The 14,336-nt window shown below is 49.0% G+C and carries 12 protein-coding genes and 1 riboswitch; of the genes, 2 read left to right on the top strand and 10 right to left on the bottom strand.

Annotated features, from left to right (window positions below):
• Positions 1 to 32 precede the first annotated feature (32 nt).
• The 7 genes from MST20_RS08200 to tenA all read right to left on the bottom strand — a co-directional run bounded on the left by MST20_RS08200 (position 33) and on the right by tenA (position 8,217).
• Positions 33 to 1,451: a glycoside hydrolase family 1 protein gene (locus MST20_RS08200; protein WP_243941433.1), complete on the bottom strand. Its 1,419-nt coding sequence runs from the start codon at positions 1,449 to 1,451 to the stop codon at positions 33 to 35.
• Complete coding sequence (locus MST20_RS08195; protein WP_243941431.1) at positions 1,441 to 3,300, bottom strand: PTS beta-glucoside transporter subunit IIBCA; 1,860 nt, start codon at positions 3,298 to 3,300, stop codon at positions 1,441 to 1,443. The genes MST20_RS08200 and MST20_RS08195 overlap by 11 nt, the downstream gene beginning before the upstream one ends.
• A 309-nt stretch (positions 3,301 to 3,609) precedes the next feature.
• Entirely contained in the window at positions 3,610 to 4,443 is an 834-nt protein-coding gene (gene licT, locus MST20_RS08190) for a BglG family transcription antiterminator LicT (protein WP_243941429.1), read from the bottom strand.
• A gap of 193 nt (positions 4,444 to 4,636) precedes the next feature.
• Positions 4,637 to 5,371: an energy-coupling factor transporter transmembrane component T family protein gene (locus MST20_RS08185; RefSeq protein ID WP_243941427.1), complete on the bottom strand. Its 735-nt coding sequence runs from the start codon at positions 5,369 to 5,371 to the stop codon at positions 4,637 to 4,639.
• Positions 5,368 to 6,960, bottom strand: a complete 1,593-nt coding sequence (locus MST20_RS08180; protein WP_243942531.1) for an ABC transporter ATP-binding protein — start codon at positions 6,958 to 6,960, stop codon at positions 5,368 to 5,370. Before MST20_RS08180 ends, MST20_RS08185 begins: the two co-directional genes overlap by 4 nt.
• Positions 6,935 to 7,534 carry an ECF transporter S component gene (locus tag MST20_RS08175; RefSeq protein WP_043925260.1) on the bottom strand — a complete coding sequence of 200 codons (600 nt, stop codon included), beginning with the start codon at positions 7,532 to 7,534 and terminating at the stop codon, positions 6,935 to 6,937. Before MST20_RS08175 ends, MST20_RS08180 begins: the two co-directional genes overlap by 26 nt.
• Positions 7,531 to 8,217 (bottom strand): thiaminase II, encoded by a 687-nt coding sequence (gene tenA / locus MST20_RS08170; protein WP_243941425.1) that lies wholly within the window; start codon positions 8,215 to 8,217, stop codon positions 7,531 to 7,533. Before tenA ends, MST20_RS08175 begins: the two co-directional genes overlap by 4 nt.
• A 113-nt stretch (positions 8,218 to 8,330) precedes the next feature.
• A riboswitch (TPP riboswitch) is annotated at positions 8,331 to 8,435 on the bottom strand.
• Between the two features lie 206 nt (positions 8,436 to 8,641).
• Between tenA and MST20_RS08165 the strand changes: the two genes are divergently transcribed.
• A complete protein-coding gene (locus MST20_RS08165; protein ID WP_243941423.1) occupies positions 8,642 to 8,800 on the top strand; it encodes a hypothetical protein in 159 nt (52 codons plus the stop codon).
• Positions 8,801 to 8,850: 50 nt separating this feature from the next.
• On the opposite strand, the gene aceA is transcribed toward MST20_RS08165, so the two are convergent.
• Genes aceA through yhfH form a run of 3 tightly spaced genes read right to left on the bottom strand, consistent with a single transcriptional unit; the run spans position 8,851 to position 11,906 of the window.
• Positions 8,851 to 10,122, bottom strand: coding sequence for an isocitrate lyase (gene aceA / locus MST20_RS08160; RefSeq protein ID WP_243941421.1), 1,272 nt, complete (start codon positions 10,120 to 10,122; stop codon positions 8,851 to 8,853).
• Between the two features lie 14 nt (positions 10,123 to 10,136).
• Positions 10,137 to 11,726, bottom strand: a complete 1,590-nt coding sequence (gene aceB / locus MST20_RS08155) for a malate synthase A (protein WP_243941419.1) — start codon at positions 11,724 to 11,726, stop codon at positions 10,137 to 10,139.
• A gap of 42 nt (positions 11,727 to 11,768) precedes the next feature.
• Positions 11,769 to 11,906 (bottom strand): protein YhfH, encoded by a 138-nt coding sequence (gene yhfH, locus MST20_RS08150; RefSeq protein WP_023856901.1) that lies wholly within the window; start codon positions 11,904 to 11,906, stop codon positions 11,769 to 11,771.
• A 214-nt stretch (positions 11,907 to 12,120) separates the two neighbouring features.
• Between yhfH and MST20_RS08145 the strand changes: the two genes are divergently transcribed.
• Complete coding sequence (locus MST20_RS08145; RefSeq protein ID WP_243942529.1) at positions 12,121 to 14,283, top strand: ArnT family glycosyltransferase; 2,163 nt, start codon at positions 12,121 to 12,123, stop codon at positions 14,281 to 14,283.
• The last annotated feature ends 53 nt before the right edge of the window (positions 14,284 to 14,336 follow it).

The raw sequence follows: 14,336 nt of genomic DNA, 5'->3' as shown, positions 1-14,336 counted from the left end.
TCAGAGATCATCCGAACATCCTCTTTCTTTGTTTAATTGAGTGTTTTGCCGTTTGAAGCAATCAAGTCTTTATACCAGTAAAAGCTTTTTTTGCGAATGCGGCGCAAGTCTTTCAAATCAAATTCGTCGCGGTTCACATAAATAAATCCGTAGCGTTTTGAACAGCCTTGATGGGTTGAAATCAAGTCGATGGCAGACCATGGGGAGTAGCCGAAAACATCGACTCCATCCGTGATCGCCAGCTGAATTTGCTTAATATGTTCCTTTAAATAATCGATGCGGTAGTCGTCATTTACGACATCTCCGTCTTCAAGCTGATCAAACGCGCCGAGGCCGTTCTCAGTGATGATCAGCGGCAGCTGATAGCGGTCATAGATTTCGCGTAGCGTCGAACGGAAACCGACAGGGTCGATCTCCCAGCCAAATGCGTTTTTCTTTAAGTGCGGGTTGCTGCTTCCCCTGTATACGCCTTCTTCTCCCGTCTGCAAATGCTGGTCGCCGCCTCGCGCAGCCGTGTCGCTGCCGTCATCCCTGCTCGCTTCAGCCGTTTGCGATGTATAGTAGTTAAACGCGATAAAGTCCGGCTTGGCTGACCGCAGAATATCCATATCTCCTTCGGCGATGACTGGTGTGCAGTCTTTTTCTTTCATATATGCCCATGCCGTTGTATTGTACCGTCCGAATACGGCCATATCCAAGTAAAGCCAGTTGCGGATCGCATTATAGTTAAAAGCCGCCAGCACGTCCTCCGGTTTCGAAGAAGCGGGATAGATGAGCGCGATATTCGGCGCAGGACCGATTTTTGCTTCCGGCAGCATCTCATGGCAAAGCTTGATCGCCTTCGCCTGTGCGACAAGCATGTGATGGTTTTGCTGATAAAGCTCTTTTTTCGGGTTTTCCAAGTTCGGATCGAGTGTGCCGAGTGCAGCCCCGTGGAGAATCATCATATTTTGTTCATTAATGGTCAGCCAGTATTTGACGCGATCTCCGTAGTTTTCAAAAAGGATCTTCGCATATTTTTCAAAGGCATCAATCGTGGCCCTGTCCGACCAGCCCCCTTTTTTCTGCAAAGCATTCGGCAGATCAAAGTGGTACATCGTAACAATCGGTTCGATTCCATATTTCAGGAGTTCATCGATCAAACGGCTGTAAAATTCGATGCCCTTCGGATTAATATCGCCGTCCCCGTCAGGAATGATGCGCGTCCAGGCAATCGAAAAACGGTACGCTTTGAAGCCCATTTCCGCAAACAAAGCGATATCTTCTTTATAGCGGTGGTAATGGTCGCTTGCGACTTTAAAATCGGTTGTCCCTTCCGGGTAGCTTTCGCGCGCATCGATGACGGAAGGCCCTTTTCCATCTTCATCCCAAGCGCCCTCCACTTGGTAAGCGGAAGTAGACGCGCCCCACAAAAAATCTTCCGGAAATTGAGCTAATGTTTTATATTTCATGATTATTTTCCTCCCATGGTGATGAAATTAAAGTGATGATCTGTTCTTCAGTTTTCACCTTTTTTTGATCCGTTGGAATGATATCCGTGTATTGACCGGAATTTGTAACGATGATCGGTGTTGTCACGTCAAACCCTTCTTCTTTCAAAGCGTCCAGATCGAATTCTGCGAGTATATCACCCCGTTTCACTTTTTGCCCCTGCACCGCTTTAGCATTGAAGTGCTTTCCGTCGAGTCTGACCGTGTCCATTCCGATATGAATTAAAATCTCGGCTCCGTTTTCTGACGTTATGCCGTATGCGTGACCCGTCGGAAATGCCGTTGTCACGATGCCGTCCGCAGGGGCGGTGACAACGCCTTTTGACGGAAGCACCGCGATTCCTTCTCCTAGCGCCCCCGATGCGAACACTTTATCTGATACTTCTGTTAACGGCAGGACTTCTCCTTGCAAAGGGCTGTAAATTGGTTCACCGCCGCTGTTTTCAACAGGCGGCTCTTTCGTCTCCTCCACAGGGTCGTCAAAGCCGACAATGTAAGTGAGCAAAATTGATAAAACAAATGAAACTGTAATTCCGATGATAAAGCCGAGAAAGCCCGGTCCGTAAAAAATCGGAATCGTCAACAAGCCCGGGGCGCCGGAAGCGAGGGCGACGCTGCCGGAGTATCCGATAATGGCTCCGCCTGCCGCCGCACTGATGACACCGCATACAAACGGCTTTTTCAGTCTGAGCGTCACCCCGTAGACGGCCGGCTCTGTAATCCCGAATATCCCGGTAACGGCAGCAGAACCTGCCAATGCCTTCAACTTCTTGTTTTTCGTCTTCAGCATGACGCCAAATGCGGCTCCTGTTTGGGCAAACACGGCGGCTGCCGTCGCCGGTTTGATGTAGTCCTTGCCGTGGACGGCAATGTTGTTCAAAATGACAGGGACGATCCCCCAGTGTATGCCGAAGATGACAAGGATTTGCCATAAGGCCGCAATAATCGCTCCTGCCAGAATCGGGCTGAGATCAAAAACGGACAGAATCGCCGCCGCGATCCCGTTTCCTGTGTAAACACCGAGCGGCCCGAATATGATCAAGGTTAACGGCACCATCACCGTCAGGCAGATTAAAGGGGTGATAAAGTTTTTCACGCTTTCATGGATAAAGCGCATACATAATCTTTCAAGATAGCTCATCACAAATACGGCAAGGATAATCGGGATAACGGTTGACGTATAATTCATCAAGACGACCGGAATGCCGAAAAACTCCGTCTGGGCGCCGCTGTTTTTCAGTTCGAGTATCGTTGGATAGATCAGCGCCCCGGCAATCGTCAGCGCTATGAACGGGTTCGCTCCGAATTTTTTGGCGGCCGTAACGGCGAGCAGCAAAGGCAGGAAATAAAACAGGCTGTCGGCTGCCGCGTATAGAATCGTATATGTCGTCTCTTCCGGCGAGAGCCAGCCGGCATTTGTGCAAATCAAAAGCAGGCCTTTTAAAATCCCCGCTCCCGCCATGACGCCGAGCAGCGGAGTGAAAATGCTGGATACGACATCTACCAATCTACCGGCGAGGCTTCCTTTCTCTTTTTGACCGTGATCGGCCGCAGAACCTTCCAACAGTTGAGAGATCCGGCCGATTTCTTGATAGACTTCAGGAACTTTATTGCCGATAACGACTTGAAATTGTCCGCCGCTCTCCACTACGGTTACCACGCCATCCGTATTTTCAAGCGCTTCCCTGTCTGCTTTGGAACGGTCTTTCAGTTTGAAGCGGAGCCTTGTCGCGCAATGGACTAGCGATAAAACGTTTTTCTCCCCGCCGACGCGCGCCAAAATATTTTTTGCCATTGATTGAACATCCATCGTTGATCATCTCCTGTCTCTCCTAAAGCCCTATCAAGCTGTTATAAAATAAAAAACCTAAACTAGAGCCCGTCAAAGAAGGCTTAGTTTAGGTTTTGCCTGCCGAACAGTAACAATCCCGTGTTAAGACATCAAGTAAATAAAAAAACCTAAATCACTGTGAAACAAGGGCATAAGAGTGCCGCTTCACAGTCATTTAGGTTTTGCCTGCATGATCAGTAACAATCCTAACAACCTGTATAAGTTGATGTAAGTAAAAAGTAGCATACATTTATCCAATTGTCAACGCTTTCATTTTGACATCATCCTCTATTTTTGATGAACGACCCGCTCGATATGAATCGTCAAATACAGAAGCTCTTCGTTTGTCAGCTGATGGCCGTATTCTTTTTCGATGTACTGCTTGATTTTATTAGTGCAGACATAAGCGTCACGGTACTTATTTTTGACGGTTTCAAATAAAAAGTCGTCCCGGCTTTCCATATAGGTTCCGCTGAACAGCCGCTGCGCGAAAAATTTCAAATGGGTAATGAAGCGGTAATAGTGAAGCGCTTCTTCGTCAAAGTCGATATGAAAGTGATATTTGACGATGCTTAAAATTTCCTGCATGACTTTCGTAATATTGACGATGTTCGGCATTTCTTCATTCAGCTCGGCGTTTACGATATGGAGCGCGATAAAGGCGGCTTCATCCTCCGGAAGAGCTGCCCCCGTCTTCTTTTCAATGATGGCCAGCGCCTCTTTGCCGATGGCGAACTCATCTTTATACAGCCGTTTCGTCTCCCAAAGCAGGGCGTTTTTAATATCCAGACCCTTTTTATGCCGTTCGACGGCGAAATGAATATGGTCGGTCAGCGAGACATAAATGCTGTCATTCAGCTTCTTGCCGAGCTTTAATTTCGCATAGGAGATAATTTTTTCAGACATTTCCATAAATTCGATCGGAATTTCGTCCAACAGCGTCTTAAATCTTTCTGATACATCTTTATTATCAAGCCTGAAAATCTTCTCGATTCTCGATTCATCCACCGCTTCACCAGGCTTTTTTTGAAAAGCGATTCCCCTGCCCATGACCACTAATTCCTGACCCTGTTCATTTAAAACACTGATCACATTGTTGTTGATCACTTTGGCAATTTTCACATCGCGCCACTCCCATCTTGTAAGGGGATTTTTTTATATTTCTTTTTTCATATGGTACACATTGATTGTACAACCTTTTTGGCCTAGGTCAATATGTTTCAGTCAACGTCCGAAATATTTACATTTTACAGAATGCCCGTCCGTTCCCGATTTATAAAAAAAGAGCCGCAGTGCGGCCCTGTAAAAAACCCTTTTAAAAAATAAGCAAAATTCCCGCTGCGACTGACGCCAGACCCGCAAAATAAACGAAGTCTTTTCCGGAAAGCCGCGCTGTTTGATAGTAGGTGCGGTCTTTTGTACCGGTAAACCCTCTCGCTTCCATAGCAACGGCGATTCTTTCCGATTTGCGGATGCCTTGCGAAAACAAAGGCAGCGCATAGCGAATAAACGCCTTCCAGCTGTTTTTTTGTTTATAGCCCCTGATTTTGTGCGCTGCCTTCATCTGCGAAAGCTCAGACTGAAAAAGCGGGACAAAACGGAAGCCGGCCAGCAAGCCATAAGCCCATTTAGGCGACAGTCTGCATTGATGAATCAGGCTCATAATAAACTGCGTCAAATCGGTTGTTGATGTAAACAAAAGACCGTATGTGACAAAGCCGAGCATCCGGAGCGCGATTGTCAGCCCATTGCCGACGCTTTCCTCGGTGACGCGGAACCAGGCCCATTCCCAAATCGTTTCCTCGCCTTTTCCAAAAGCGGCCATCATCCAGAATACGAGAATAAAAAAGACGAGATAAGGCAACAGCCGTTTACTTAAATAAGACAAAGTCCATCCCCCGAAAAAAATTCCGACGGCAACCGCAAACAGCCAAATGAATAGAGTCGGTTTCGGATTTGAAACAAACATGAGCATGCACATAACCAGAAGGTGGGAAAAGAGCTTGGCGCTCGGGTTCAATGCCGAAAGAAGTGAACCATTGCTTTTCATACGGGAACCCTCTCCTTTCTTTCATGCATGAACCGGTAATGAAGCGGCGGTATCAATGAAAAGCGGCGGACCAGGCCTTGATCAGAGAATAATCGATACGGCGTTCCTTGATATGCCGCTTCCCCTTGATGAAACACGATGACCCGGCCTGAATGCTCGTCTACGATGTCCATGTCATGCGTCACCATCACAATTGTCGTTCCCCGTTCCTGCCGTTCCTTTAACCGCTTGATTAATTCTTGCGCCGTCCTTTCGTCCTGACCGAATGTCGGCTCGTCAAGCAGCAGCAGATCCTGGTCAAACAAAAGCATCGTCGCAACGCTTAAACGCCGTTTCTGCCCGAGGCTTAATGTAAAGGGGTGCGCTTTTTGATGAGCATCAAGTCCGAATTCCTGCAGCAATTCAGCCGTTTTCTTTTCGACCCGGTCCTCCGGCCAACCCCGCTGTCTCGCCCCGAACGCGATCTCATCAAACACCGTGTCCCGAATAAATTGAAGCTCGGGATTTTGAAAAACAAAGCCGGCCTTCTCATAGAGCGTACGGTCGGACCATTTCTTCAGCTCCCGATCCTCCAGATAAAGGCGCCCTTTTTTGACCGCTTCAAGCCTGATCAGACTTTTTAAAAACGTACTCTTTCCACTGCCGTTCTCGCCGATGACCGAAATCCATTCCCCCCTTGGAATCTCAAGGGTGATGCCGTCGGCCACGATCTTTTTCCGATAGCCGATCGCCGCGTCGTCTGCGCGGATCAATATGTCTCTGTCCGCTGCAGGCCTGTTTTTCGCTTCCTCCTCTTTCATTTTCAATGTAGAAGAGAGCTTGACGGCGAGCGGATGATCATCTTGTGTGATGACATCTTCCCATACCGCAGGGTACAGTTTCGGCTGCCAGATGCCCGCCGCTTTCATCTCCGGCTGAAAATGTTTCACGATTTCTTCCGGCTTTCCGTCAGCAGTGATCTGTCCCTTTCCATTGAAAAGAATGACGCGGTCCATCCACTCGATACAGCCGTCCAGCACGTGTTCGACGAACACCATCGTCTGTCCGCTTTTTCGGGAAACATTACGGAGCAAGGCAAAGATGTCTTTCCGGCTGGCCGGGTCCAGCTGCGCAGTCGGCTCGTCAAAAAACAGCACTTCAGGCTCCAGAGCGAGCAGGCACGCTAATGCGAGTCTCTGCTTCATCCCGCCTGACAAGGTTTCGATCGGCGTTTTCTTATCTATCTTTAATCCGACTTGCTCCATCAGCTCCGAGATGATGCCGTCCATATCTTTTCGGGAGACGGACCGGTTTTCCAGGCTAAAAGCGATTTCCTCATCAACATGAAGCATGCAGAACTGCGAATCCGGATCCTGAAACATAACGCCGGCGCTCTTTCTGCGGTTGACTTCGCCTGTGACTTCAGCTTCGATATGTTCAGGAATGATGCCGGAAAGCACGGACAACAGCGTCGATTTGCCGCTTCCGCTCGGACCGAGTATCAGCACTTTTTCGCCCTGCCCAATCGACAGCGAGACCCGGTCCAGGACTGTTTCAGGACGATGATAAAAACGGACGGAAAGGTTACTGCATCCGAGAAATGAACGCATCGGCATCATCCTTCTTCCGCTGTTCCTTCATGATCTCATACTGATTCAGGACTCCCGTTTTCGCAAGCGCTTCGACAACGGCTTTTGCCAGCCAGCCGCCGAGTACAATGCCGCTGATGATTTGGATGATAAGCGTCAAGATCAGCGTTTGCGTCGTATAGTAGGCAAAACCATTCGCCATCAGGCTGTATGTCATGCTTCCGACCGCGGCAAGCGCACCGGAAAGCATAAGGGTAAACAAGTTATAACGCTTATAGCGAAAGATCGCAAACGCGATTTCCGCACCGGCTCCCTGGAACACACCGATTAATAATGCTGACAGCCCAAAGTGGCTTCCGGTCAGCAGTTCGACCGCCGCAGCTGCCGTCTCGGCAATCAGCGCCGCCCCCGGTTTACGGATGATATAAGCGACAATCGGGCTGGCGATCACCCAGATACCGAACATAAAGTTCGCACCGACGGGCCCGACAATAGCTGAAACAGGGATCCACAAGGTGGACCATCCTAAGTAAATGACGCCGCATGCAACAGACAAGATCACTGCCATCACGACTTCTTTCATGTTCCAATTCATCGTCTCACCGCCTCCATTTCCACAGGCCAATCTTCAACCGTATAAGCCATCTCCCAAAAGCCGTATTCAAGCTGACAGCTTTGCAAAAAGAGCTCCTTCATTTTTTCTTTTTCAGCCTTGCCCGCTGTTTCGGCCCATTCATCCAGGCGGGCGCAAAACTTTGTCGTGATTGAATCGGTTCTGTCTCCGTAAAAACAGATCCAGTCATAAAATGGATGCGACGGGTCAGGCTGAACGTCCATCATCAATTTTTTTCCGATCTCCCAATATGTCCACGGACAAGGCAGCAAGACGGCTAATATCTCTCCCAGCGTGCCTTCGTGCGCCGCCGTCAGCATATGGCGGATATAATGATGTGCAGAAGGTGCAAGCGGATAGCCCTGCAGAGATTCATACTCCACCCCTGCGGCCCGGCACAGGTTGTTGTGCGGGTGTACTTCGCTGTTTAATACAAACGAAATCTGCTCATGAAACATCTCCATGTCTTTCCGGTTTTGACACTTGGAAATCGCAATTCCGTAGATTTGAATAAAAGCGTTCAAATACTCATAATCTTGCTTCACATAATGAATAAGCTGCTCCTTTTTCAGCCTCCCGGACGCCAGCCCCAATACAAACGGATGCTCAAAAATGGCTTCAAAAATAGGGTCTGCCTCGCGGCGCAGTTCTGCAGAAAAACTCATGTAGATAGCCTCCTCAGCAATCGGTTTTATAAGGAAGGCACAGGGGGAGCGAGCCGCTTTATACGCAAAAAAGCCGCCCCAAAATGGAGCGGCCTTTGTATGATGAAATCATAAAGACACCGGCTCCACTTCCCTACGCTAGTATGAACTAGATCAGGTTCAAAGGGTCCAAGATCGCTTCTTGTCTCAGCCGGCTTACGGCTCCCCTAGTGGACTTCCTATTACATTAACTTTTACTCTACACATCAATGATTATGATGTCAACCTGAGTTTTTCAGTTTTATTCTTGTATAGAACCGCCGGGTTTCATACAGAAGATGCAGCGGGCAAAAAATATTTATGGAAAAATGTTAATTTTCTGAAACCTTTTTGCAGGCTTGTTCGTCTAATATAGTGAAGACAAAAAAATTTGGAGGGGATATTTATGATGATGTTTATCTTGATTTTGACAATGGCTGTGTATTTGTTCTATTCTTTCAGCAAAGACAACCGGCCGGCCAAAAGAACCAACAAGAATCATCAGACACTGACTGTTATTAGGGAAAACCCTTTTACCGCCCCTTCCAATGATGTCAATTGCTAACTTGATAGACAACAAGCAAGCCGCCCGTGATTGGGCGGCTTTTTACGTTTTTATGATTGAAATTGTTCCGCTTCAGTCGATCCCTTCAGTGCAGTAGTTGATGAAGTTCCGCCTGTCACAACCTGGGCGACTTCATCAAAGTAGCTCGTTCCGACTTCGCGCTGATGCCTTGTCGCCGTATAGCCGTGGACTTCGCTGGCAAACTCGGCCTGTTGCAGATCAGAGTACGCCGCCATTCCGCGGTGCTTATATTGGCGTGCCAATTCAAACATGCCGTGGTTTAAGGCGTGGAAGCCTGCCAGTGTGACAAATTGAAATTTATAGCCCATTTCACTGAGCTGTTTCTGGAAGTTCAAGATCGTGTTGTCATCCAGTTTGGCCTTCCAGTTGAACGAAGGGGAGCAGTTGTAGGCGAGCAGTTTGCCCGGGAATTTTTCATGGATCGCCTGTGCAAATCGGCGGGCTTCTTCAATATTCGGCTCAGACGTTTCACACCAGATCAAATCGGCATACGGCGCATACGCCAAACCTCTGGCAATCGCTTGATCAAGGCCCGGCTTTGTTTTGAAGAACCCTTCCGCTGTTCGCTCTCCCGTCAAAAACGGCGCATCATATGAATCGACGTCGCTTGTGATCAAGTCGGCCGCATTCGCGTCCGTACGGGCAATAAGAATGGTCGGGACTCCCATCACATCTGCGGCGAGACGCGCGGCAATCAAATTACGCACCGCTGTTTGCGTTGGAAGCAGCACTTTTCCGCCCAAATGCCCGCACTTTTTCTCAGACGACAGCTGGTCTTCAAAGTGAACTCCCGCGGCGCCAGCTTCAATCATGCTTTTCATCAGCTCGAACACATTCAGCTGTCCGCCGAAGCCCGCTTCAGCGTCGGCCACAATCGGAGCAAACCAATCGATGTCTTCTTTTCCTTCCATATGGTGAATTTGATCGGCGCGCTGCAGTGTGCGGTTGATTTTTTTGACGACTTCCGGCACGCTGTTTGCCGGATAAAGGCTTTGGTCAGGATACATGCTCCCTGACATATTGGCATCGGCAGCCACCTGCCAGCCGCTTAAATAAATCGCTTTCAATCCGGCTTTTACTTGCTGCATGGCTTGGTTCCCGGTCAAAGCGCCCAGCGCCGGCACGAAATCCTCTGTGTGGAGAAACTTCCACAGCTTTTCGGCGCCGCGCCTTGCAATCGTGTATTCAATCTCGAGCGTCCCCCTCAACCGAATGACGTCAGCCGCTTGATACGGCCTTGTGATCCCTTTCCAGCGTTCTTCATGCTCCCAGCTTTCTGCGAGTTGTTTTTCTTTCAGCATCGCACATTCCCCCATCATATTTTTTCATAAGCGGGTATCGTTAGAAATTCCGCGAATTCATCATCCAAAATCAGCTGTTCAAATAACTGTCCGGCCTCTTCGAACCGGCCGCTCCGAAAATGTTTCATACCGGCTTCTTCGAAGATTTTCTGCATTTCTTCCTCTTTCATCATCTTAACCATTTCGGAGGTCACTTTCCGGCCATCGTCAAGAACCCCTTTCGGATGGCGAATCCATTGCCAAAGCTGGGCTCTGGAAATCTCCGCCGTTGCTGCGTCCTCCATTAAGTGGTCGATCGGAGCGGCGCCTCTGCCCGACAGCCATGAAGCTAAATAACGGATGCCGGCGCTGATATTAGTACGGACGCCTGCTTCTGTAATCCGGCCTTGCGGTACTTCCAGCAAGTCTTTTTCCTTGACCTTTACGTCTTCCCGCTTTCTATGAATCTGGTTCGCAGACGGCATATGCTGATTGAATACATCGAGCGCCGTTTGAATCATGCCGGGATGTGCGATCCATGTTCCGTCATGGCCGTCTTTTACTTCACGTTCCTTATCTTCACGGATTTTGGCAAATGCGGCTTCATTGATCTCAGGTTTGTCTTTAGCGGGAATTTGTGCCGCCATTCCCCCGATCGCATGGACGTTGCGTTTATGACACGTTTGAATCGCCAAGAGGGAGTAGGCTCTCATGTTGGGAACCGTCATCGTCACGGCTGAGCGGTCCGGAAGAATGACTTCATCCCTGTTCCTGAATTTCTTAATAAAGCTGAAAATATAATCCCATCTGCCGCAGTTAAGTCCGGCTGAATGCTCCTTCAATTCATAGAGGATTTCATCCATTTCAAAAGCCGCCAGGATCGTTTCAATGAGAACCGTCGCTTTAATGGTGCCCTGCGGAATGCGCAAATCGTTTTGCGCATAAACAAATACGTCGTTCCACAGCCTTGCTTCCAGATGGTTTTCGATTTTTGGAAGGTAGAAATAAGGGCCGCTTCCTTTTTTGATCAGCTTTTTTGCGTTATGGAAAAAATAAAGGCCAAAATCGAACAAGCTTGCTGACACGGGCTTGCCGCCGATCAGCACATGCTTCTCTTCCAAGTGCCATCCTCTCGGTCTTACAATGATGACGGCGGGATTTTCTTTCAGCTCATAGCGTTTGCCTTGTTCATTCGTAAAGGAAATCGTCCCGCGAACCGCGTCCCGTAAATTAACCTGGCCGTCAATGCAGTTTTTCCAAGTTGGCGAGTTCGCATCTTCAAAATCGGCCATAAAGACTTTCGCTCCTGAATTTAAAGCATTGATGACCATTTTTCTGTCGACCGGGCCGGTGATTTCAACCCTGCGGTTCTCCAAATCCCGGGGGAGCGGCGCGACCGTCCAGTCCGCCTCGCGGATGTGTTTCGTTTCCGCCAAAAAACCGGGATTCTTCCCTTGATCAATTTCAGCCTGCCTGATCGTCCGCAAATGCAGCAACTCCCGCCTTCTTCCCCCAAAATGGCGTTCAAGACGTCCGATAAACTCCAGCGCTTCTTTTGTCAAAATCTCTTCATACTGCGAATTCATCGATCCGGTGATGTGAATTCTCTTCTCCTCTGTTTTCATGTCTCCCTACCCCTTTACATGCATTGTTATAAAACAGTTTGCTTACTCGCCTTTTTTGGAAAGACAGCGCTCGCATTCCATAAAATAAGATTCAGCCTGCTCCTCCATCTTTTCGCCGCATTCAGGGCAAGTTTTTTTTGGAAGCGTTCTGAAAAATTCCATCGGACTTTTCAAGCTCATTTGTGTCACCCTCCTTTTTATAGAACAGTTTTATGTTTTATATTTCTGTTGTAGTACAGTATACAGCGCAAAAAGAAAAAAGTACACACCTTTTTCCAAAAAATATTTATTTTTTTCCATTCAAATAAAAATAGATTGTTCTCTTTTTATTCATAACTTGTTCATATTTTTCTTCTAGAATAGGGAACATAAAGAGGTGAAAGTGATGATGAAAATAAAAAACAAACAACTTGATGTCATTCTGATTCTTATTTTGTTGGCAGCTCTTATTCTGAATACATATAACATTTGGCAAGACGATGCCGCCAACCAGTATTACTTGGCGGCGGTCAAAAGCATGACGCAAAGCTTCCACAATTTCTTCTTTGCGTCATTCGACTCTTCCGGATTCGTATCAGTAGATAAGCCGCCCGTCGTTTTATGGATTCAGGCCATATTTGCGAAAATCTTCGGCGTGCATACATGGAGTGTGATTTTGCCGCAGGCGCTTGCAGGAACGGGTTCCGTCTATTTGCTATACGCACTAATTAAGCCGAAATTCGGAAAAGGCGCCGCCCGCATTTCAGCGCTGGTGATGGCGCTGACGCCGATCGCGGTAGCCGTAAGCCGGACGAATAATATCGACAGCATGCTCGTCTTCACGCTCCTACTTGGTACATGGTGCCTGATGAAGGCGGTCAAACAAGGCAGGCTGCTCTGGCTTCTCGCTGCATTTGGCCTCATCGGCCTCGGGTTCAATATGAAGATGCTTCAGGCATTTATGGTGCTGCCCGCGTTCTTGCTGTTTTATCTCATCGCGGCCCATGCGAATTGGAAGAAAAAAATCGTGTCAGCGGTTTTATCGCTTGTTGTTCTCATCGGCGTTTCGCTTTCTTGGGCGCTTGCTGTCGACTATACATCAGCCGGCAGCCGCCCGTATGTCGGAAGCAGCCAAACCAACTCCGTGCTTGAACTGGCTTTCGGCTACAACGGCACAGAGCGGTTGCTCGGCCAGACGACGGGCAACGCCCGCGGCGATATGAACAGTTTTGGAGGAGACATACAGCAGCCGAACGGCAATGCGCAAGCTCAGAATGGAAACCGTTCGTCCGACGGCTCCAATGGACAAAACGGTGCAATGCAACCGCCGGCTGCGGGCAGCGCGACCGACGGCAATGCACAAACTCAAGACGGAAACCGTTCGTCCGACGGCTCCGATGGACAAAACGGCGCGATGCAGCCGCCGGGCGCGGGCGGTTCGTCTGACGGCAGTTCTCAAGGGGCAAACGGCGGCAGTCAGCCGCCAACCGGTGGCGGACCGGGCGGAGGCAATGGCGGACCAGGAGGAGGTCAAGGCGGCGGACAGAGCATGAACATGTTCGGCACCGGTGACGCAGGACCGCTGCGGCTCTTCCAATCGGCTTTATCGGGCCAAATCAGCTGGATGCTTCCATTCGCATTATTCGGACTGCTCAGCATGATCATCAGCTGGTTCCGCAGCCGCCGCGAAAAAACGGGCGAAATGAAAGAAACAATCTTTTGGGCTGCATGGCTCGTTCCTGTCGCCGGGTTCTTCAGCATCGCCGGATTCTTTCACCACTACTACCTGATTATGCTGGCTCCGCCGATCGCCACGCTGTCAGGAATCGGCTGGTACGCAATGTACGGCCTTTACAAAAATCACAAAGACTGGGCAAGCTATTTGCTGCCGGCGGCCGTTCTGACAACGGCAGCATTCCAAGTGTACATTTTAAGTGCTTATACAAACCAAATCGGCAGCGCCTGGATGTATGTCATGGGAATCATGGGGCTTGGTGTCACCATCGCCTTACTGATGCTGAAGCGAAGCCATCCATTCGGAAAGCAGCTCACCATCATCAGCTTGTGCGTGCTTCTTTTGACACCGGTCTATTGGTCGGCAACACCGATCCTTTACGGAGGAAACAGCGTTCTTCCTGAATCGGGGCCTCAGCTGCAAAGCTCCAACGGAGGCGGAATGTTCAGCTCGGATGTGGACACAGGATTGCTCACATACCTCCGGAAAAATAATACCGGCGAAGAGTACCTGTTCGCGACATTGACAACAGTAACCGCAGCCCCGTATATCATCAATGCCGACGAAAATGTCATGGCGCTCGGAGGCTTTAATGGCACAGACCCGATCCTGTCGGTCAGTGAGCTGAAAAACCTCGTCAAAGAAGGAAAAGTAAAATACTTTCTGATCAGTGACAACTCAGGCAACAGTGAGCTCGTCTCCTGGATCAAAGAAAACGGAACCGAAATTTCGTCTGACGAATACAACAGTCCCACGAACAATTCAGACAGCTCCGTACAACAGGGCGCAAGAGGCGGCCCGGGCGGCGGACAGCAGCAAACGCTCTACAAGGTTGAGCTGTAGGAAATGAGGAAGCCCATCGAATGAGTCCGATGGGCTTTTGATTATGCTTTTCT

The sequence above is a fragment of the Bacillus sp. B19-2 genome, assembly GCF_022832475.1.
Classification (GTDB): Bacteria; Bacillota; Bacilli; order Bacillales; family Bacillaceae; genus Bacillus; species Bacillus paralicheniformis.
Note: the sequence above shows the minus strand (reverse complement) of the source record. Positions and strands in the feature narration are given on the sequence as shown.